The following is a 21,656-nucleotide window of genomic DNA, read 5'->3' on the forward strand; positions in this document are numbered from 1 at the left end:
CATTCGGTTGGACTCGAACACAGGACGGTTCGTCGAATGGCACGTAATTCTACGTAAGTCGTTTCTTTGAATTGATATAGGGAAAAAAGGCCTCTCATGCCTAAATGGAGTTATCACACACCCATTTCTGACACGGAGGCCTCACGATGTCCTTTTCTAACTATGGACGACTTCGCCCGCAAGTACGATTTCTGGGGCACGAAAGGCAGCCGCGATTGGGGAGGAAGTCGACCGACCTGTGCAGTCAAAATGATCGCAGTGCTTGGCTGCTATATATGCCAAATTGCTATCGGACGGTGACAACCTTTGAAATCGTTACCGCATACCGACTGAGCATTGGAGATGCCAGACGAGATGAAAGCGTTAGAGACAGAATTGGAATGGAAGGTTTTGATGGACAACTCAAGCGGAGCACGCAATGAGTCGCCTGATGATCTTCCAATCTTCCCACTCATCACCGAGGTTCAGAGCATTGAAGCACCTCAGCAGTTTCTGCAAGTGGGCAACCGGCAGGGTGACGCCCCTGCGGAACTCAAATCGAAACTGTTCGGAATTGCCGACGGAATTGAGTTTTCTGCCGACAAGCAGGAATTTCTGCGAGATCAGACTCGTCGATTTGGGGTTCGCAAACCTGAACTATTCAAGTCGAAGTTTTGGGACGACATGGTGCTCATACAGAATCGGACTGCAAGATACTCCAATGGCTTTGGCATCAGGAAGAAGGCGTCACAGCTGTGGACGATGAGGGTTGGCAGCAATCACAAGAGCGTGTGTCGAAAAAAGTGGCTTGCAGACCCACACTTTGAATCAGCAAAGACACCCCATATCGGCTAGAATGGGCGGCAGTGCCTGAGCCTGATGTAAGCTGCGATGATAAACAGAATTCGGTTCCAAATCGCAATTGGCTGCGGACACGTTTCCTTCCTGAAGTCTCACACAGTCCATACGAGGAGTCGCAAAATGTTCGTACGAGCTTTGGTCGCTAGCTTGGTTCTAGGAGGAGCGGTAGCAAAAGCTGTAGACCCCCCTAATGAACGCTCATTCCTCCTCAAGACGGACATACAGATTACTGATTTCGAAAAGGTTGCCCCTGGTGAGGAGGAGCTTATTCGGCAGATTGTCGTCGCAACGGGCGAACAAATGGCCAAGCGGTATGGGGAGAGTCAAAAGGCTCTACGAAATCAACATGCAAAAAGTCACGGATGCGTTGCAGCGAAATTCACCGTTCGCAATGACATTGACGCTCCATATCGTGTGGGAGTATTTGCCAACCCAAAATCGTACGATGCCATAGTACGCTTCTCGAACGCGGACTCGCGAGTTCGGAACGATTCAGTTGAAGTCGCAGCGGGAGTGCGAATGCATGGAAGTCGTGGTATGGCGATTAAGGTGCTACGTGTAAGCGGTGAGGCCCTGCTTCCACTTCACGGGGCACTAACCCAGGACTTTGTCATGATCAATTCGCCAGTGTTCGTATTCGCCAACGTCGAAGACTATGCGTTGGGCAGCAAACTCATTGCGGAGCACGGCGATGACAAAGGACCTGGTGTGTTCTTCCAGGCACGGAGTGCACCTGGGACTACTGATGAGGAAAAGATGAGAGCCCAGGAAAGTGGAGCGATTGCCGCGAAAATCCGCTCTACGGGAACGCCTCAACCATACCAGACACCTCCAACCAATCCAGTCGAAAACAGCTACTTCGGAGCTGCGCCATTTTTGCTTGGTTCCGGACATGTGATGCGGTTTCGGGTGAGACCAGTCGGCGAAGACGCGGCAGGAAAACAACCTGACATCGAAAGCCCCAACTATTTGCATGAAGGGCTGGTGAGGCGATTGAAGGCAGGGGATTCCGTTCGCTTTGTTTTCGAAGTACAAGTTCGCTCGAGGGAACAGATCACCGACACGGCAACTCAAATTGAAAACGCGTGTCGCGAATGGGACGACTCGTGGAAAGAGTTCGCAGACCTAGAGCTGAGTAAGACGCTGCTCGACGAGGCTGCATGCGAGTCTCTCGTGTTTACGCCATGGCATTGCCTCAAGGAGCACCAACCTCTGGGTTCTATCAATCGGCTGCGAAAATCCGTTTATTTGGAATCTGCGATGATCCGCAACCTGCCGAAGGAACCGGGGGCGTTGCCGGTTGGTCAGTGAGGCCTGCCGATCGTCCTGTAGCGACTTCGTTACCCCTCAAGCGTCTGTCGGTATTCCAAAATTCTGGAGGAGGATGGGGGAGCCTACACGTGAGGGCGTGCTTATCATTTCCAATTACAAGAAAGTGCACCGGACGGTTCGTCCTGGTGTACGAACGCGGGGCATGCTAGACGGCTGGCTCAACTCAAGATTGCTCCGGCTTCGGCTACTGAAACTCTCCGGAGTGGAAGCTGGCGAGAGTCAAGTAGGGAGCCTTGTACCAAGTTTGCGAGTCTTGAGGTTTGAAAATTATCAAATTCTCGGGCGTTTCTCGTATGCTTTCGCAAGCACACACAACGCACTTTGGCTAACATGCACTGTCGATTAAAAATTTACATAAACTCCGGTTTGACTTTGAGTTTGAGATTTCCAAACAATCGATGAGCCAGATTCGAGAGGGGATGAAAGTGATTTCACAATCTGTGTTGATTTTTATCTTTGATGTAGTGGAATTCTGCGCGAGGTCTGCTATTCACTAAGCCACTGACAAGACGCTCAAAGATTACCACGCTCCCATCACCGTGAAAATTTGCGAGACTTTCGACCTGTGGATCGCAGAAAGTAGGAAAGGTTTGAGAAAATGCCAAGTGGTTCGTTTTCAAGTAGATATGGATACAAAGATCAAATTCCGCCGATCTCCATTTGGGAGGATGCACCTCAGGACTTCCGTTACGCAATCCTCCAAGTAGCAAATGAAGATTGTGGTCTATCGCCTAGCCGCCTTAGAGACATCATTTGCCGTGCACTCAGAAAGCAACCCGACGCGAGCAATTGGAGTGAGTACCCAAACATTTGGGATGAAGTGCAATCCCTAATCTTTCGTTGCGAATGGTATCGCGTGTACGACATCCTCGAACTGATCGGAGATGACCTCGTTCAAAAGCGCATTTCCAAGAAAGGCAAGTACGTAATGGCCAAAGATGTTTTTGAGGACGAAGTCAATGTGTTGTTGGCAGAGTCTGGAATCGGATGGAAACTTGAGGCCTGCGTTGTTACGGCACGCGGGGAGGACAGTTACGAAGCATATCTGAAAGCGGCAGAGGGGGCACTTGAAGAGGCGAACAAACCGACGGCACTTTGTGAACTTCAGGAAGCAATCCGCGACGTTTCACGACGGCCCGCACCCGACACCTCGGGAGCGATTCAACACGCAATGGCGGCACTTGAGTGCGTCGCGAGAGATGTCAGCAACGATCCGAAGCCAACGTTTGGAAAGCTGATGCAGATACATCCTACTTTATTCCCTATGCCTGTGGACAACGCGGTTGAGAAACTGTGGGGTTACGCTTCAGAGAATGCTCGGCACGGAAGAGAAGGAAACGACCCAACTCGCGAAGAGGCAATGCTCGTCGTCGGCATCTCAGCCACGCTGGTCAATTATTTGATCCACAAGACTGGGGCGGGGGACAAATGACTTCAGTCAAGTTTGAAAAATGCACCAGCTTGCTGCCCGTACACGGTGGTCATCTGATTTTCCGAGGTCGTGATGCAATACGCCGCAGTCTAAATCTACAGATCGCATTCGACCGTACACACAGGGAGGTTGAGTAATGGGAACACATATCCCGAGGTTGTGCGGTGAGGAATGGCAAAATTGGGCCAACAAGATTCTTTCCGTTCATTATGGACCGACGGAGTATCAGCAAGTTCCCGACCATGATCGTGGGGATGCCGGACTAGAAGGCTTTACTCGAGGGAACGGGCATGCTTATCAGGCCTATGGCTGCGAGGAACCAATCACTACCGCCGACCGCTACGAAAAGCAGCGGAACAAGATGACAATGGACATCGGGAAATTCATCAACAACAGGTCGACCCTGACGCGGATCTTTGGAACAGTACAGATTACTCGATGGGCGCTCTTCGTACCGCACTGCGATAGCAAAGATATGGTCGCACATGCATCCAGGAAAACTGATGAAGTGAAGTCGGCAGCGCTTCCATACGTGGCAGACACCTTCCAGGTGTGCGTATGTCAACAATCCGATTTTTCGGTCGCCGAGAGTCAGCTCCTCAACGCCGCCCAGCGGCAACTTCGCGTTTCCGCAGAATCACCGACGCCTCAGCAAATCGCGGAATGGAACGTGGAGAACGAAGGTCCCTCCCAAGTTCTTGCCGACAAGCTCCTTCGATTACCGACGCTTACGAATGACGAGGCTCGGTCGAAGTTTCATTCTCAGGTTCTTGACTGGTATCTAAGGGGGCAGGACATTCTGGACGGACTTCGAGCGTATCCGGACACTTTTGCGAAAGTGAAATCAGCCAAGTCGCACCGGGAATCATTTCTCGTAACCGGAATTGTCAGTGGTCTACCGCCGCAGGAACATCTGATGCGGTCAGTCAACGACCTCCGCGAAGCCCTGGAGCTAGAGGTCCGTGAACTCCATCGGTTCTCTTCAGAATCGCTGGCATATGAGGCCGTGGCAGACTGGCTCCTTCGCTGTCCACTTGATTTTCCGGAGGTGGCCAATGCCTGACGAAGCCCAAACTCCAATCGATATTCCGGAACTTCGCGTTCCATTCGTTTTTCGCCAACGACCTGTATCTCTTCCGGCAGATCTACGCCCGGCATGGCGAATTGGATTGATTGTGCTTCTTCTTAAGAAGTGCTGTCAGCAGCGAAGAACGAGTCTCACGCGACTTCATGTGCTTAGTTGGGGATTTGTTTCCCCAGAAGGCCGATCGCAGTTGCTGGCCGCTGCCGCTGGCACATTGTCGCCGGACTCTCTCGTGATTCGGTTTGAGCCGTTTCTGCTTCAAGCCGTTGACTATGGAATCGGCGAGGGACTGATTCGACGCTACGGAGGCGGAAGAATCGAGCTCACCGATATCGGACTGCGGTTGGCTGAGGAGCTTGAACAAGATCAGTCAGCATTTGTCACTGAGCAAACTGTGATGGCAGCTCTTCGCACTCGCGTCAGTGAAGACCTTGTAAAACGGATGTTTGGATGGAGGGAAGACGCATGAAGTTCCGAAAGCTTCAAATCCACATCCAGACGCCCAATGGGCCGTACGGAGCCAGCATTGATTTTGCAGATGGTCTAGTGGTTGTTTGGGCAGATAACTCGATGGGCAAGTCAACTTGCGTGCGGTCGATGCTCATTGCACTCGGCATGGAGGCAATGCTTACTTTTAGCCGAACTGACTTGCCGCTTCCACCGGCGGTGAAGTCCCGACTCGACTCAGACAGCGGGGAGCACCTCGTTCTGGAATCGGAAGTTTTTCTGGAGATCGAAAATGCCTCCGGCCAGCGAATCGTTACTCAGAGAACAATTAAAGGGCAGCGAGACAAGAATCTGATTACGGTGCATTCTGGTCCTGTGTTGACACAACCGGATTGTGTCGCGACATCCCGAGACTATTTCGTAAATTTGCAGGGAAGCGCCACGCGTGTGCTTGGATTCCATCATTTCCTGGCAGATTTTCTTGGTTGGACATTGCCGGCCGTTCAGTCATTCGACGGCTCGGAACGGCCCCTTTATCTACAATGCATTTTTCCATACGTTGTCGTCGAGCAGACACGTGGCTGGTCTTCATTGCAGCCTCCCATCCCGACTCATTTCCGAATCAGAGATGCCCAGAAGCGCGTTGTCGAGTTCCTGCTTAATCTTGATGCTCATCGAGTCGCATTGAAACGACAAGAGTTGCAACTGGAGAAGTCTCGCATTGAAACTGAATGGAAAGCGAAGGTCGCGCAAGTCTCGGATATAGCCGAGTCAGCAGCTGGCACCGTTCAATCATTACCTCGACAGCCAGTTGCTTCGTGGCCTCCGCAGGTACCGCCACAAATCGTAGTGCCTTCAGGTGAGAGTTGGATTCCACTGACACACAAGCTCGAAGCCAGAACGGGCGAGCTTGCCCAACTCGTTGAACAGGAGACTCCCCGTGTTCAGGAGATCGCTGTGGCGGCGCAGGCCGAATTAGACGCGACTGAGCGGGAAACCCGCGATAAGCAAACGCTACTCTCCCGATTGCTTCACATTCTTGAGACAGAGCAAGAGGAAGTAAAGCGGGTGGAACACAGGCTCGCGACCATTGCTGAAGATATTCAGCGCCACAAAGACGTAAAGACGTTGCAGGGTCTAGGGTCAAGGCAGGGTTCTGAACTAGACGCAGGCCACTGCCCAATCTGCCATCAGGCCGTTCAGGACAGCCTGTTACCACTCGACAGCGACCAGATTGTCATGTCGCTTGACGAAAATATCGAGTTCCTTACGGAACAGAAGCGAACATTCGAACTGGTGTTGCAGAACTCAAAACGAGTAGCCGACGCAAGGGCCACTCAGGTTCGATCTCTGAACCAAGAATTATCTTCGTTGCGAGATCGCGTTCGAAGCCTACGGCAAACACTCGTTTCCGATGCGAGACTCCCATCGGTCGCAGCAATTCGCAACCGTATGGAACTAGAGAACGCCATCAAACGAGATGACCTGTATCTGGCACAGTTTAATAGAGTGATCGGCTCCTTTGCCGACCTTTCAACGCATTGGAAACGATGCTTGCAGGAAATCGAAGGGTTGCCACGAGAGGACACAACGAAACAGGATCGGCAAAGACTCCGCGCTTGGACAGACTTAATTCGTGAGCAACTCATTCAATTTGGCTTTCGAAGCTTCCCGCCTTCGCAGGTGAATGTGTCAGAAGACAGTTACCGGCCCGAGCATGATGGCTTCGACATTCAAGCCGATGTCACTCGTACAGATTCGGCATCCCCACCAGGCGCTGCCGCATCCCCGAACACGACACAACTGCAAAACAGCATCTCCGCCAGCGATTTAATCCGAACGATATGGGCTTATCTTAACGGCATGCTCGAACTTGGACGTACTGGAGGTACGAACCATCCTGGATTCCTTCTTTTTGATGAGCCACGGCAGCAAAGTACGCGCGATGTAAGCTTCGTCGAGCTTCTGCGCAGAGCGTCCACCTCACATACATTCTCACAGCAGGTAATTTTCTTCACCAGTGAGAATCTCGAACGCCTGCAGGGCCATCTCTCGGGGCTTCCGCATTCGCTAGTGCCCATTGAGGGACGGGTTATCAAACAGTTGCCTCCACAGCAGCCGAGCGAGTCATCCGAAGGCTCGGGAGAGCCGTAAAGGCAGGCCTAACATTTAAAACGAAACTATTCGACCTTCAAAAGCTTCTCGGAAACTGGAAACGATAAGAACACCGGGAACTTTCCTTGACGTAGCTACTAGATTTATTGACTCAATCTCATGCTCCGGTGGCCGACACCGGAGCGGCCCATCGTGTCGTCTGGAATCGTCGGTCCGTCCCCCCTCATGTTCTGACGTTTAGTCGTGCCAATTGCCATCGTGATCGGATAAGTCGGACCACATAGTCTAGCTATGTTGCTTAGGAGGGCGTGTCCTTCGAGCAAACCCAGGCATGCATCGGACGGTTCGTCCTGTGTTACTATTGCGGCGTTTCAAAGTCCGCCAAGAGGCGTCCTGCCCAAACACTTTGCCCACGCTTTTCACTCTCTCGGTCTGGGAACGGTCGAAACCGACGCAGTAGCGAGCGACAATTTCTTCGTGCTGGCTGCGATTGGAACCGACGCTTAGAGAATTCTGTGTGAGGCGACACCCTGGTAGTACAAATTCTTTGTGCGTGGTGATAAGATAAACTGTCTTGCGGAGTTGCGTCACAAGGTCACCGAACAGGATATGCAGCAATGGCAGACATCATACTTACGCGTGATCCGAGCGGAACTAAGCGTGAAATTGCTGTGGCAGTGGTCCAGCAACGACTAAAAGAGCGCGGCTACAACATAGGCGTCGATGGGATCTTCGGCTCGCAAACCGAATCGGTCGTCAAGAGCTTTCAGTTGGCAACAGGGCTTGGCGAGACGGGCGTCGTAGATCCGGGAACATTGACGAAACTTGGTTTCGATCAACGATTGCTGCAAAGCGCCCTTGACGCGTGGCCTCGGTTGACTAGCTTTCGTCCGCCGAAAGAACTCCAACAAAAAGTTGTGGATCGGGGGCTCGGTTGGCACTTCCATCGAATCGAGTCGGCTTACGACGACCTGAATATCGACTTCTACCCTGTACGAGTTTCAAAGTTGCCAACCGTCAGTGGGACGCAAGTCACGGCGATGGAACTACTAAATTTGTTCCGCGTTGGGTTTAACGACTTCCTCGACCACTCCGTTGCGACTTTTGAACCGTATGATCCCGCAATCGACAAGCCTCTTATCGAAGGAATTGACCCGCGATCTGCAATCGGTAAATTTCGAATCTTTTCCCCTCCTCCGATCAATATAGACGATGGTTCGGTCGCACTAACTGAATTCACTTCGAAGTCGTGGATCTTCTCGACTATCTGGACTCACGATGATCGAGGTCATCCGGTTAGCGGAAACCGCGAGTTCGGATATATGGAAGTCGATAGTGAAATTGTTTACTTCGTCCGTGCTGCAGATCGACTCACTGGGGTTTTGGACTTGACGGCTAACGCAACCTCAGGCCTATGGTCTGGGGGCCTCGTGTTCGAGGGTGCTGACAAATTGTGGATTAGCTTCCAGCAAAAGTTCGCCGCCTTTGTCAACGAACATGCAGGTCAGGCCGAGGTTCGGATCGATGATCGGATTAGCCAGCGGATCGACTGGGACGATTTCAAACCGACTCTATTTCATCCCACGTCGGATTGGCATACGTCGCCTTTCACAGGAATTCTGGATTGGATTTATCAGAAGCTCGCCCCAGAGGTTGGCGCTTCCAATCAACTGAAACTGGATGAAGGGATTCTGGGGGACGCCGAAACGTCTGGCATGCTTGCCAAGGCGCTGGGAACGCCGGCACTCACACTGCAGAATGCTACGGTCAGTACCGAGCCTGACCGAATCACGGTGCGCGGTGTGGCTCCAATGCTCAACAACACGGCGATTCCAACCGAGGTCACCTTCGTCGATGACGACGGATTAGTTGTGAACGTTGCCGGGCGAGTTCCCGCCCAGACTCCTTTGGCATCCGCTATCGTCCAGCGATTCGTCGGCGGAAGAGTTTCGATTCCCAACGCTTTGGCCGACCTGCGGATTAAGACAGTGACGATCAGCGTTTTCGCAGCTAAGAAGAAGGCAGTGCTCGAAATAGCCGACACAGGCGATACGAAGCTGGCTGGCCTATTAAAGGTTCGCCAGCCGAAGCTGACGATCGAAATCACGAAGCTGGCCGAAGCCACTCCGGACCTTTTTACCCACTTCTCGGGTTTGTTAGTTGTTTCAAACGTCCCATTTCGTATCGATGCAAAAGTCGGCAAAGATAGTGCGTTCTCGATTGTTCCAACGACGGAGGCTCTGCTTTCCAGTGAGCAGTTAATTCTCGACCTGATTGGTGGCGTCGTTTCCAACCTTCCTGACCTGCCCATTACCGATCTCAACCTGTTGGCTGATTTCGATTCCGGCGCATTCACACTGTCCGCAGCTGCAGCGGGGACCTTCAGCATACCGCTGGGAATCGACGGACCAGAACTATCCAATATTCTTTTCGTCGTAGAAAAAATTGAAGGTAATGTTTCAGGCCGAATCGCCGCAAGTATGAAACTTGGCGGTCAAACGGTCAACGTGCAAGGGACGATTCCCGGCGAATTCACCATCGCAGGCACGCTGCCCCCATTCGATCTGCTCGATTTCGTCGGCGATATAGTTGGTCCAGTACTTTCGATTCCTGCAGGGATTCCAAACCTGCGATTCGAAACTTCGCAGTTCCTACTTGTGTTTGGTGGCGAATCACCTAGGTGTTATGTCGAAACGACCATTGATCGTTTCGGTAGGTTAGCGCTTATTGTTGCCGAGATACAAGGTAAATGGGAAGTCTTGGTTGCCGCAATTCCGCCGACCGACTGGAAGTTTTCGGATCTTTCCCCGGTTCTCTCGCCCTTGAACATCTTCAAGGTGAAAACACCGCGGGTCATCATTGCATCGTTCAGCGAGCCCGAGTTCGAGATTCCCGCGATAGGCGAAATCCACTTGGCCGGACGTGTGCGCGAAGGGGTTGCATTAGAAGCAACGCTGGTTCTGGAAGGAGGAGGGCTCGGTTTCGTCGCCGACCTGATTGGTTTCACAGAACTGCCGCTGAGCCTTGCCGCGTTGAACGACCTCGCCTCAGCGGAGATAATCGCATCGCTTCAGGGGCAAAGGTCGTTGATCCCATCGGTGTTGACGATTGAAAATGTGGAGGTTGCGCTGACCCCCAGACCTCTATCCGTCTTCCTTCGTAGTGACGCAATTGTTGTGATTGGCGGCTCGGAACTTCCTCGATTTCGCGTCGCGGCTGGCATCAGCGATGCCACGCAGAAGTTCTCATTGCAAACGGCCGAACCGTGGGTCGACCCGCTGGGCATCTCGGGGCTAACCATCCGACAGTTGATACTTGATATCCAAACCGCCCCGAACCCGGCCTATGGAATCTTGGGCGAAGTCGAGGTAGCAGGCCGAATTATCCTGGTGGCAGCCCAGTTTGTCGGTAACGCACCGAGCGCTATCGTCGGCGAATTGCAAGGCAAGTTAGCCCTGTCCGACGTTGTAAAAGATTTGGTCGGGCTCACGCTGCCAGCGGCGCTCGATCTGAGCATTGAAGACTTTAGCCTACAGATCGTCTCGAACCCGCTCGGTGTGACGATCGGCAATGTCTTTTTCGAGGCGGGGCTGTCGGTCCGCGGAACGCTTGGCATTCTGGGGATGGAATTGCTCGTCAACGTGCGCATTCGCCCCAATAATGGCGTCTTCGCCAGTGGGGCACTGAAAGAGAAAGTCGAACTTGGCCGAGTCCTCCGCATCTCGAACGCGGCTGGCGATGGCCCGCCATCAATGCTGCTCGACACCACCGGTTCACCGATGCTGCAATTGAGCGGTCAGTTGTCCCTTTTGGGTCTGTCGGAAACAATCGAGGCCTCGGTCGACCGCTCTGGCTTCCAGCTTCACCTCGAACGCAACCTTGGCGTCGGGCGTTACGCCCTGGATCTCAAGTTTGGATCGGCAAGCAAATTTCACGCCAACGGCAGTTTCGAGTTCGGCCTTTCCGCAAGCATCAACACCGATCTCGGCAAAATCGTCCTCGACGCGGGCTTCACTGGTGCGCTGACAGTGAAGATGGAAAACGCCGTCTTTGAACTCAACGCGACTGGTAGCTTTGTTTTTGTCGGGAACGTTCTGAAGATCCCTCGGCTGAGGATCACGGCCGAGATCGATTCGCTGGAAGAAATCCCACCGAAGATTCGGCAAATGGTGATCGATCGGGCCCAAGATGTTTTCAAGTCCGTACTGGAAGATCCGGCCAAGTGGGTCCAGGCAATCGCCGCCAAGGGCATCCGCGAAGTCGAAGATGTCGCCAAGGAGCTGAAGGAACGATTTGGTAAAGATGCCGAGTTCATAGGCCGTCACTTAAAGACAGTGCTGCTCAAATCGAGCGTCGAAGTCGGACAGGCCCTCAAGGGAATCGGCGAGGCACCCGAGCGGATCGCCACCGTCCTGCGAGATCTGGGTGATCCCGCCGCGAACGTGCGCGAGGCCCTAGAGCGGATCGGAATCCCAGCGGCGGAAGTGGGACGGATCATGCGCGAAGTGTTTCCTAGCATTCCACATCTCGACGAAACGATTCACACCGACACTCACGCCGACTCGCCAGTCATTCCACCGATTCGGCAACATACCGACACGCCGTTGGTTCCGCACATCGATCAGCACACCGACACGCGAGTCATCCCGCACGTGGACCAGCATACCGATACCCGCGCGATTCCACCTGTGCGACAACATACGGATACGCCACTCATTCCTGGCGTCCGCGTGCATACCGACGGACGAGGACCGGGCCTTTCCAACCACGTCGACACTCGTTTTGTCAAATCACATCAGGACGTGCCCGGGCCGCATCTCGACACGCACACAGATACACCGCATGTAGGCCATGGCGACATCCACACCGATACACGCGGCCAAGGGCACCTTGATGCCCACAACGATCAAGCCCATCGCGGACATCTCGACGCACATAACGACGAAGCTGGCAGAGGCCATCTTGACGCGCACAACGATGAACCTGGCCGCGGCCACCTAGACGCGCACGGTGATGCTTCCACGCATGTCGATGCTCCATAGCCGCTTACACAGAAGGACTCCAATGGGAATTGAAGTGAGACCGCTTGGCGTAAGTTGTAACATCGCCTGCCAATACTGCTACCAGAATCCACAGCGTGACGCCGGCAACGTGACAGCGAGGTACGACTTAGACAAGATTAAAAAGGCCATCGTTGCGGAAGGAGGGGACTTTATTCTGTTCGGTGGAGAGCCCCTAATGATGGCCGAACGTGACTTAGAAGACCTGTGGGCATGGGGCCTTGAAAAGTTCGGGCGCAATGGCATTCAAACCAACGCCACGCTGATCAACGACAACCACATTCGCATGTTTCACAAATACAAGGTGCATGTAGGAATCTCGATCGATGGGCCAGGTCCGCTAAACGATGTGCGCTGGGCAGGCACGCTCGAAAAGACGCGCGGGCGGACTGGGCGAGTCGAAGAGGTGATTGAACAGCTTTGCCGGGAAGGGCTCGGCCCGAGCGTCATCGTCACGCTCCATCGCTGCAATGCGACCGCCGAGAAGCTACCGATCTTGAAAGACTGGGTGATCCACCTGGACCGGATCGGTGTGGTTTCAGCACGCCTTCACATTCTCGAAGTAGAGCACGACCCGGTCCGCAACAAGTACGCTCTTTCGGCCGTGGAAAACGCCAACGCCTTGCTTCAGTTCGCGGAACTTGAAAAGTCGCTTACACGAATGACTCTCGATGTCTTCACAGACGTCAAGTCCATGCTTTTTGCTCAAGATGATTTGGCGACCTGTATCTGGAAAGGGTGTGACCCACTCACCACCGACGCCGTTCGTGGCATCGAGGGTTTCGGCCAACGCAGTAACTGCGGGCGTACCAACAAAGACGGCATTGACTACGCCAAAGCGGATCAACGTGGATATGAGCGTTACATTGCGCTGTATCACACGCCTTACGAACATGGTGGATGCCAGGGATGCCGTTTCTTTTTGATGTGCAAAGGGCAGTGTCCCGGTACTGCGATCGGGGGTGACTGGCGAAACCGTACTGAGCACTGCGAAGTCTGGATGCAATTGTTCGAGCATGTCGAAGAAGCCTTGATGGCGGATGGGTACCAGCCGATCTCGCAGAATCCGAACCTCAACTACCTAGAAGAGAATATGCTGGGAGCGTGGGCCGATGGATCGAATCCTTCATTGGCCAACATGTTGAAGCAAATGCACGAAGTATACGCTAAGCAGCAAGCCAAACTGGAGGTGGCCGACGCATGAGCCGCCAGGAACCCCTCCCCGCTTGCGCTCATTTTCCCGAACTCTTGCCGTTTCGTTTGCACGACTTCACACGCTTCGCATGGGTCAGCGACGAAGCTCGTACCGTCTGGGAGCAGCGCATTCAGCGCGTAACTGACATGCTGTTAGCAGTCGAAACCGAAGCAATCGCTGAGGGCGATCGAAAGTGTGCATTACGCAGCCTAACAGTCGATCAACTGGACGAGACCCGCGCCATGCTCGACGGACGCGGCGTCGGCCTTGTCGCCCTTCAACCTATTCGGATGTCTTCCAGTTATTCGTCGACGCTCGAACCGTGCCGTGGCGAAACCCCGACGGCCTACTGGTGCGCGCTGGGGACAGAGCCGTTTCTGTCGCAGATGGAAAATGCTTTTCGCGACAACGACCAACGGACCATCGGGCGTTTGCTGGCGTATCCAGACTGCTGCAACGAATTCTTTCAGCGTACTTGGGTCGACGCCGGGATGGTTGATACGACTTGGCCAATGGCCGCCGCAACGTCTTCTGCATGCCACGAGAATTCGCACAGCATCGTGGTCGGCAAGACGTCGCTCTGCGGCATGCAACTGCGTTGGCTTGGCGTTCGCGCTGTGTTCCATCTTCCGTGTGCGTTCGACTGCGAACCCTCGATCGCGCTTGCCCAGCGGCACCTGAAACTTGCGGAAGAGGCTGGGTTTACCGATGCGGTTAACTGGTTGCGCGACATGCTGGCATGGCCGGTCGAGTGGAGTGCCCTCCACGGCATTGCTGAGGTCCGCTCCCCTGTGGTGAAGATCGTGACGCGCACGGATGCGACTCCAGCAAAGTACACCGTTCGCTATCTAGGACATCAGGACGGCATCCCGCGGGAAGCCGGGACAGGCCTCGTCTTCCCCTACAACCGCGGCAATCATTTGCCCATCACAGAAAGCAGGAGCTTCCAGCTTGGATTGCAAAACCCAATCGAACCAGGAAGCGATGACCCACTTAGGTTTGCTCCGTGGTACTGTGCGGACAACGGGTTTGCGTCCCGCTATTCAATGGATCGTGCTCATGTACCGATTGTCGATGTGGCAAAGGAGATAGTCTCGCGTGGAACCTTACCGCGCGAAACCAATCTCGTGTTTGACATTGGCTGCGGCAATGGTGCGTTGGTTCGTAAGATTGCACAGCTTAACCCGCTCTTGCAACCAGGCGGGATCGACCTCGATGCAGACAAAATTGCTCATGCCCAGTTGTTAAACAACTCGGCGTCACAATGCCACTTCGTAAAAGGCGACATGTTCGAGACCGAATTGCTGGAACGGTTCGAGTCGATCTATTTGGTGGTCTTGATGGTGGGAAGATTGACCGAAGCGTCCCGCGAATCGGCCCAGGGCCTGCTAGCCCGAATTCGCAGGAAGGTACAGCATCTAATTCTGTATGCCTACGACGACTACATCGCCACCAACGGCTCCGTCGAAACAATGGCAGCGAAGGTCGAGCTGCCGCTGATTGAAGGCACACTGGCGGCAAACGTTCGACTGGCGGACCTAACGAAATTGAATGTAAGGCAAAGAAAAGAGACGCCATGAATCAGACTCCAATAGACTGGGTGCGAATGGCACGCCCCCAAGCGGACGGTTACGACACACAGGTTACTTTGGCACTGGCGGCAGAGCAGGGATACTGTCGTCCAACTACGATCCCGGCACCCACATTTCTGAACGGAGCGATCTCGTTGCAGGCCGACCCAGACCTATTATTTCCCAATATATGCCATCCAGCCCAGCCTAGTCACGCCAATGTAGCCACGGCCGAGTCGTTATTGCGGCTGTGGCCCGAAGCCGCGGCGCAATGCCAGCAGCTGTTGCATCGCATTACACTCTTTCAAATGAATGACAGCAACGGTGACATGGTTATCGGTTCCATCTGCGGCCCCGGAACCGAAGGCTTCGGATCGATCGCGGTAACGGTCGACCATCATGTTGGTTGCGCCGAAGGAATCGTGCATGAAATGGGACATCACAAGCTCCGCACGTTGGGAGTCGACTTTGAGTCGGCCAATCGACTACTGCTAAACGATCCAGCCGAACTACTACCCAGTCCAATCCGCTACGATTGCCTTCGCCCGATCTCGGCCGTTCTGCACGCGCAGTATTCGTATACCTATATTCTTCAGCTTGATTTGCGGATTCTGGAGGCTGCATTGAACCGCGATCGCGACGATGCCATCGTGCAGCATTCGTTGGCTATCATCGCCCCAAAGATCGAATTCGGCCGTAACGTTCTCCAGCGACATGCTCAGCCAGACAGCGAAGGAGAACACTTCCTTGAAGGCCTATACTCTTGGACCGACGATATCCTCAATCAGTGCGACCATTGGCTAGGCGAATTCGAAGTTACCCCCGAGCCTTTCCAGCACCCAATTTCGCCTAGTTGATTCGATTCGGATCGTCCTGTTTGGACCCACTCATCAATTCTCAGAAAAGTTACTAGAATTCCGCTTGGTTCGTTGGAGTTATGCGATTGCTAAACTGCGCGCCGAGATGTCAGTTTGACGATCGCCAGGTTACACAGGAGGGCGTGTCATTACGCTGGACAGGTACAGCAAAATGTCGGTTCGTTATTGGTCGCAAATACCGACACGCCGAAGGTTACCTACAGGCGTCTACGGCAGCGATTTTGGCAGCTTCGACCTACATGACCGTGAATTAACCGACCCTACTCGCGGCAATTCCTTGCAGAGGTCGGTCGATGCACCCGCCGTCCGATCTCGACCCAAGACTCGCATCGGTGTGTGTACTCCAAAGGATCCGATTCCAAGATTTTCCTCCAGCGCTCTTGCCTAGCCACGGTAAGTCGAGAAACGTAGCCTCATTACCGATTAGAAATGACGCTGCACAAACCCGCGAGTGCCACGAACGTGACCAATGCATCAAAGCTGGAATTAGTCCGCAATGGTCTTGCTTAAACTAAATTGATAACACGACAACGAAACGGAACCACAAACCCAGGAAGAGCATTGTCGTGCTACAATATTCGTCCGCAACGGCTTTCAACAACACGTCGCTTTCCACGTGACTTGATTTGGCGACCTCTTGCTGGAAAATCGACGCTGGGTGTTCGGCTCGGTCAATTGGAAGAATTCAGAATTAAAGGAAAAAAGATGGCAAGTGAGGAAGGGCCGAAGTCACCTTCGCGACCAACAGTAAAACGCCTGTTTGCACTTTCCGAAAATACATGCGCCTTTCCCGCGTGCAGCACACGCTTAGTAGATAAGGAAACAGGCGCAATAGTTGGCGAAGTCTGCCACATATGTGGTGAAAAACCCAAGGCGGCACGATATGAACCTTCTCAGAACAATGCATACCGCCATAGTTTCGAGAACTTGATTTTGCTTTGCAACATTCATCACAAGGTCATTGATGACTATCCAGAAGAGTATCCGACAGTAACACTCACGGAATGGAAGAAAAATCATGAGCGCAGCAAATCGCCCGTTGCGATTGATAGCGAGGACTGCGAAGCTTTCGTAGCAAGGTTTGAAGCTACTGCTGGCAACCACTCGAGCATATGTCAGGCTGGTACAGTGACAGGCGGCCAAGTAGCAAATACGATCGTCAACAAATATAGTCCCGATGTGGAGTCAGGCAGAAAGAAAGAAGTCAAGGTTGAAGCGATAGTCACTGTCTCCTTCGGTGAAGTCAGTGTCGGTTGTCCTTATTTGCTTGTAAAAATCATTGGTCGTAGCGAACGCCCAGCAAAAATCGCAACCGTTCAACTATCTCTTAAGGATCAAGGAATTATGGCTTCACTCCAAAGTGGATTTGGAGAAACTTTAAAACATGATCCCGTTGAAGGTATGGAAGAAGAATTGGCTGTCGATCTGTATCCACGCCAGCCGCCTAATATAAACGGCGGTCTCAAGCTTGAGCTTGATGATTCCGGGGAATTCATTCTTCCTGCTCTCGCAGCACCCATTGCGTATCTGATTTCAAGGCCTGCTGAAAAGCTCTCCTTGAAAGTAGTATTGGTCGACGATTCAGAACTCGTTGTTTCGTCTGGAGAAAAGCTAAGAGCTAAGATTGAAGTGCTTCTTGAACACGCAAAATCCGTTCCTTGCGTTGCAAACTTTCCCCCATCCAAATTCCGCGTTCGAGCTTTTTCCAAGACTCCTCCGAACCACGCGACAGCGGGAATGCTAAATAAGAATCCAATCACTTTCGGTTTGAGGGTAGATGACGCGGAACTTCCAGCTGATAATAAACCGTCGCATCAAGCCACAAATGACTTGCCTTGGTATGAACGGAAAACGGATTGGTTGCCGTACCCTGAGGTGTTGCAAGGAAGTCTTCCTCATTGTGTCTACGCCGCTATTTCCAGCGCATGTAATCATCTGCTGAATCGTACCGTTTGGGAGTCGAATGAGCTACTGGCTGCTCATAAGAGCGCTGGCGGGCGTACCTCTGACTTTGGCGTAGCTACAGCAGCGCGAACTCGAGTTGAGAACGAAATCGAGTTTTTCCATCACACTCACGAACAACCAGAATCATCGCTGCGCGCAGAACAGGTAACCAGTTGGTTGATTGATGGTGGTGTCGTAATACTATCGATGGAACTGTGTCGCGAAAATGGATCTCGGGCCGGACGATGGCACATGTTTACAATTGTTGGCCGTCGTGAGGCTGGGTTTCAGGTTTGGGATACCAATGGACTAAAGGGCGTATTAAGTGAATCAGATATTGAGACTGGTTTCTCGTACCCCAACGGCTGGCGATTCCTTCCCCATGACAAGCAGGACACACTTGTGCTACGGCTGAAACAATCCAAATAGCCGTTAGCCACGTCAACGAAGCTAAGTCAACTCCACCGCAACCGGATTTCCATAGCGGCCGAGGCGAGCCTAAATGGGACTAAATCCACTGAAGTTGTACAATCCGGCGGTTCCAAAGCTCCGTCGAATCTGCTCGCGGTGATTCCAACCACAGTTGCGTTATCAACTCGACAAAGACATTTCCGTAAGCATCGTACGAATTCTCGAACCGGCGTTTCGGGCAAAAGGAGGGCGTGACCTAGGGGGCTGTATACTGCTCGTTGCTCTTTGAAAGCGGTTTTCGCAAGAGCTCTTGAGCAATCGATGACAAGCTATGTTCGCTTCAACACCCTATAAGCTACGAGAAAGGTGCTAGTAGACGTGTCTGTGCATCGGTTCAGAGAAAAGATCGCCATTTTAGAGTGCCTTCAGGGCTGCGAAGTATTCACGACAACATTTTCGATGCGCATCAACGAATCCCCTGAAGTTCCACGCTTCGCCTCGTTCAACATCCATAATCGATCGCCATGAACTCGAAACTTCAAAATAGAATCGAAGCTTTCTGACTGAATCCGCAGGCTTGTCGGTGCATATCCTTCCTCAATTGCGACATAATCCCCGAAAGTTTCGATGCATTGTTTACCGACCGGGCCTAACGAAAATTTGTGCTCAAGCACCGTAGCGGTCCTCGGATCGATCAGGATGCTTCCAGTAGAAAATCTTTGAGTAAAAAAGCCGTTCCATTTGGGACCAACGCCAAGTCCGATGCTAAAACCACGATCTGTTTTAAGGCGGTACGCAAGCTCTGCACGGTCTTCAAAAATCTCGACTTTATAGAACCGCACATTCTCTGGTTCAGAGAACAGCCAACGTATTGGTGGCATCCAGGCAAATCCACGTAGACGTGCAATATCAGACCAAGCGGGGCCCGATGGGGAATCCCCATCGATAAGCACGTGCGTTACCTCACCCTTTGCGTTGATTGCATCGTATTGATAGGCAATTGACTTCGGCGGACGCGCATTCCAAGGCATTGCGGCTTGGGCAACTCGATCCAAAAGACCTATTGCTCGTTTCTGAGTTTCTTCGTCAACAGGTAAACCGAAGATCGGGCTGGGTATCAGCAGTTCCGTTGTACGGTCCTTCGAGGTTGCGTCTTTGACCGAAATCACAATGAAGTAGGGTGTTTCTGACTCCGGGGACTCCAGTACTTCCAGTTGAAGCTTGTATCTTTGCGGGGCGACGAAATTTATCGCGTGGGAAACAACTTCTATGCTTTGGAGTCGACTTTCTCTTTCGCCTTCTGGACGTATTTTTCGATCATCGCTCGGTTTGATGTCTGGTTGTCGAACAACTACAACATGGTAGGACTCGGATCGCGGGACGATGTCGAAGCGCCACTCGTCCCATCCTTGAACGTATTCTCCTGTTTGATCATAGCGATGTAGGGTGGCATCCCGACCGGCGCGTAGCAGCACTTTCTGTGACCAACCAGAGGGCGTCTCGCTTTTGATCTTAATTGTTGCAGCGGCTGGAGTATCCAATACAAAATCTGCGCGACGTGAAATGTCCGTGTCAGCTTCGTGCAGCTTGGGTCCCTTCCAATCGGTTGACTTGTGGTAGCGTCCTGGCATAGAGACAGAAAGAGATGGAAAATTTTGAAACGTCTTCGTCTCAAAAACGTAACGTCCGTCCGCATCAGAAAGCCGCGTTGCGCCACTAAAGCAAGTGCCAATGCAGTCGAGAATTTGAACGGTAGCCCCTTCTATCGGGCGACCTTTCTCGTCGATCACGCGGCCTTCTAAGAAGTTGTCTGCGTAGCAAGATTGTGCTGCAACAAAGCCGCATAGAACAACCGCCAATAAGTAGCGCGCGAAAAAAAACAAGTACATCGCACTTTCCCTTATGGCAACCATGGGTAGAAGCGTCATCGGTTACTAGCGTAATTCGAAGTATCAATACAAAACTCAGCAATTTAGACGCATTGTACCGAACCAGCGTGTCGTATCAAATTGTTTTCCGAGTGTAGCTGTCCTTGATGCGTTTCGACCCTCATGAGCGCGTGACCGCTGCTGTCCTGATCGATTTTTACGGTTCATTGTTACGGCACGACAATTATCCTAAAGAGTGTCGCTCAGGAAACTGGCTGAGCGACGGACATCACTTCAATCATTGGCAGGACGCATTAACGTGTAGCCGGTGAGACGGATCCTTCAAACAACCTAGCGCCGGCGGCACTGGAAAATTTCAATGCCGACCACTTTAGAATCAGTTATTAGTGACTACCTTCGATCAGGCAGCCCTGCTCAACGTACCCGCGAAGAATACGCTACGACAATTAGAAAGTGGTCGCGTTGGAACGGCGCCGTCCCGCTCGAAGCCATTGGCAAAAAAGAACTTCGTGCATTTCTCGATTGGGTTCATGAGGACGCGGCAACGCGTGATGGTAGCAATCCAGGGCGAACAACTAACAAAGTGCGCTCTCATTTGCGAGCAGTATTATCTTGGGCCTGGGAACAGGATGTCTTGCAAGCTCTACCACAGTTCCCCAGGCTCAAACCACAGCGCGACGTTGCTGGAAAGCACTACCTGACGAAAGCAGAACTCAACGCGCTTTACTTCGCAACACACCAACTCAAACAGCCGCGAGGTTGGAACGAAGCACTACATGTCGGGAGATATTGGCGAGCTGCATTAGTCATCTTCTTCAACTACGGTGTTGATACAGGGACAGTGTGGAAGACATTGCCATTCCATGAACCGATACTTTGGCGTCACGCTTCGTGGGGGCGACAGTCGCCAGACCGAGAGATGAAAGAGTCGTCGCCTTGGGGGTGGTTATACTACCGACGCGTGAAAACGCAAAAATCGTTTTGGCGTCCAATGAATCGCACTGTACGGCTTCACTTGAAAAGCCTGTGCCCCGCTGTTGTCGACCCAGACTCGCATGTCTTTCATGGCGGCGGCACTCGTCCCAATAGTCGTTTTTGGGAGCTTTGTAAGTTGGCTAGAGTTTCGACAAAACGAGATATCGAATCGGGGGCAGAACAAGAATGGGTGTTGAAGGACCTTCGTAAGACTTGTGCGACCTACTATGACGAGCACATGCCTGAATCCTCGATTGAAATACTTGGACACTCGGCAGGTGGTATCACGTACCGACACTATGCCCATCGTGCGCCACTGGCGTTCCGCGCAATTCTCAGTTTGCCGCAGCCTTCTGCCTTCAAGTCACTTGCACAGGGCTTTGAAGGACAATGTCCCTGTTGCCGGCGGCGATTCTAATAACTTGTAGTTGCCAACCCTCGATCACATGCCCAAGAACGGGCACGGACGGTTCGTCCTGAGTG

Annotated in this window: 13 protein-coding genes; 12 read left to right on the forward strand and 1 reads right to left on the reverse strand. The window is 52.6% G+C overall.

Annotated features, from left to right (window positions below):
- Positions 1 to 342: 342 nt before the first annotated feature.
- The 11 genes from SH302x_RS04880 (at position 343) to SH302x_RS04930 (ending at position 18,327) form a co-directional block, all read left to right on the forward strand.
- On the forward strand, positions 343 to 834 hold the full coding sequence (locus tag SH302x_RS04880) for a hypothetical protein (RefSeq protein WP_479367605.1): 492 nt from the start codon (positions 343 to 345) through the stop codon (positions 832 to 834).
- Positions 835 to 960: 126 nt separating this feature from the next.
- Complete coding sequence (locus SH302x_RS04885; protein WP_479367606.1) at positions 961 to 2,151, forward strand: catalase family protein; 1,191 nt, start codon at positions 961 to 963, stop codon at positions 2,149 to 2,151.
- A gap of 619 nt (positions 2,152 to 2,770) precedes the next feature.
- Complete coding sequence (locus SH302x_RS04890) at positions 2,771 to 3,604, forward strand: AbiJ-NTD4 domain-containing protein (RefSeq protein ID WP_479367607.1); 834 nt, start codon at positions 2,771 to 2,773, stop codon at positions 3,602 to 3,604.
- A 136-nt stretch (positions 3,605 to 3,740) separates the two neighbouring features.
- Complete coding sequence (locus SH302x_RS04895; protein ID WP_479367608.1) at positions 3,741 to 4,667, forward strand: hypothetical protein; 927 nt, start codon at positions 3,741 to 3,743, stop codon at positions 4,665 to 4,667.
- Entirely contained in the window at positions 4,660 to 5,157 is a 498-nt protein-coding gene (locus SH302x_RS04900) for a hypothetical protein (RefSeq protein ID WP_479367609.1), read from the forward strand. The genes SH302x_RS04895 and SH302x_RS04900 overlap by 8 nt, the downstream gene beginning before the upstream one ends.
- A complete protein-coding gene (locus SH302x_RS04905) occupies positions 5,154 to 7,289 on the forward strand; it encodes a hypothetical protein (RefSeq protein ID WP_479367610.1) in 2,136 nt (711 codons plus the stop codon). Before SH302x_RS04900 ends, SH302x_RS04905 begins: the two co-directional genes overlap by 4 nt.
- A 578-nt stretch (positions 7,290 to 7,867) precedes the next feature.
- The gene (locus SH302x_RS04910; protein WP_479367611.1) at positions 7,868 to 12,292 is read left to right on the forward strand and encodes a peptidoglycan-binding domain-containing protein; all 4,425 of its coding nucleotides are present in this window, start codon (positions 7,868 to 7,870) and stop codon (positions 12,290 to 12,292) included.
- A 22-nt stretch (positions 12,293 to 12,314) separates the two neighbouring features.
- Entirely contained in the window at positions 12,315 to 13,514 is a 1,200-nt protein-coding gene (locus SH302x_RS04915; protein ID WP_479367612.1) for a radical SAM protein, read from the forward strand.
- Positions 13,511 to 15,085: a class I SAM-dependent methyltransferase gene (locus tag SH302x_RS04920; protein WP_479367613.1), complete on the forward strand. Its 1,575-nt coding sequence runs from the start codon at positions 13,511 to 13,513 to the stop codon at positions 15,083 to 15,085. The genes SH302x_RS04915 and SH302x_RS04920 overlap by 4 nt, the downstream gene beginning before the upstream one ends.
- Positions 15,082 to 15,933 carry an aKG-HExxH-type peptide beta-hydroxylase gene (locus SH302x_RS04925; RefSeq protein WP_479367614.1) on the forward strand — a complete coding sequence of 284 codons (852 nt, stop codon included), beginning with the start codon at positions 15,082 to 15,084 and terminating at the stop codon, positions 15,931 to 15,933. Before SH302x_RS04920 ends, SH302x_RS04925 begins: the two co-directional genes overlap by 4 nt.
- 582 nt (positions 15,934 to 16,515) lie before the next feature.
- On the forward strand, positions 16,516 to 18,327 hold the full coding sequence (locus SH302x_RS04930) for a hypothetical protein (RefSeq protein WP_479367615.1): 1,812 nt from the start codon (positions 16,516 to 16,518) through the stop codon (positions 18,325 to 18,327).
- 407 nt (positions 18,328 to 18,734) lie between these two features.
- On the opposite strand, the gene SH302x_RS04935 is transcribed toward SH302x_RS04930, so the two are convergent.
- A complete protein-coding gene (locus tag SH302x_RS04935; protein WP_479367616.1) occupies positions 18,735 to 20,198 on the reverse strand; it encodes a carboxypeptidase-like regulatory domain-containing protein in 1,464 nt (487 codons plus the stop codon).
- A 358-nt stretch (positions 20,199 to 20,556) separates the two neighbouring features.
- Here SH302x_RS04935 and SH302x_RS04940 point away from each other — a divergent pair, with 358 nt between their 5' ends.
- Complete coding sequence (locus tag SH302x_RS04940) at positions 20,557 to 21,591, forward strand: site-specific integrase (RefSeq protein ID WP_479367617.1); 1,035 nt, start codon at positions 20,557 to 20,559, stop codon at positions 21,589 to 21,591.
- Positions 21,592 to 21,656: the final 65 nt, after the last annotated feature.

The organism is Njordella calcicola, assembly GCF_056494125.1.

What these genes read in the sequence shown, in the direction of transcription:
- SH302x_RS04880 (WP_479367605.1), top strand. Translation starts at nt 343, where the DNA reads ATGCCAGACGAGATGAAAGCGTTAGAGACAGAATTGGAATGGAAGGTT.
- SH302x_RS04885 (WP_479367606.1), top strand. Translation starts at nt 961, where the DNA reads ATGTTCGTACGAGCTTTGGTCGCTAGCTTGGTTCTAGGAGGAGCGGTA.
- SH302x_RS04890 (WP_479367607.1), top strand. Translation starts at nt 2,771, where the DNA reads ATGCCAAGTGGTTCGTTTTCAAGTAGATATGGATACAAAGATCAAATT.
- SH302x_RS04895 (WP_479367608.1), top strand. Translation starts at nt 3,741, where the DNA reads ATGGGAACACATATCCCGAGGTTGTGCGGTGAGGAATGGCAAAATTGG.
- SH302x_RS04900 (WP_479367609.1), top strand. Translation starts at nt 4,660, where the DNA reads ATGCCTGACGAAGCCCAAACTCCAATCGATATTCCGGAACTTCGCGTT.
- SH302x_RS04905 (WP_479367610.1), top strand. Translation starts at nt 5,154, where the DNA reads ATGAAGTTCCGAAAGCTTCAAATCCACATCCAGACGCCCAATGGGCCG.
- SH302x_RS04910 (WP_479367611.1), top strand. Translation starts at nt 7,868, where the DNA reads ATGGCAGACATCATACTTACGCGTGATCCGAGCGGAACTAAGCGTGAA.
- SH302x_RS04915 (WP_479367612.1), top strand. Translation starts at nt 12,315, where the DNA reads ATGGGAATTGAAGTGAGACCGCTTGGCGTAAGTTGTAACATCGCCTGC.
- SH302x_RS04920 (WP_479367613.1), top strand. Translation starts at nt 13,511, where the DNA reads ATGAGCCGCCAGGAACCCCTCCCCGCTTGCGCTCATTTTCCCGAACTC.
- SH302x_RS04925 (WP_479367614.1), top strand. Translation starts at nt 15,082, where the DNA reads ATGAATCAGACTCCAATAGACTGGGTGCGAATGGCACGCCCCCAAGCG.
- SH302x_RS04935 (WP_479367616.1), bottom strand. Translation starts at nt 20,198, where the DNA reads ATGTACTTGTTTTTTTTCGCGCGCTACTTATTGGCGGTTGTTCTATGC.
- SH302x_RS04940 (WP_479367617.1), top strand. Translation starts at nt 20,557, where the DNA reads ATGCCGACCACTTTAGAATCAGTTATTAGTGACTACCTTCGATCAGGC.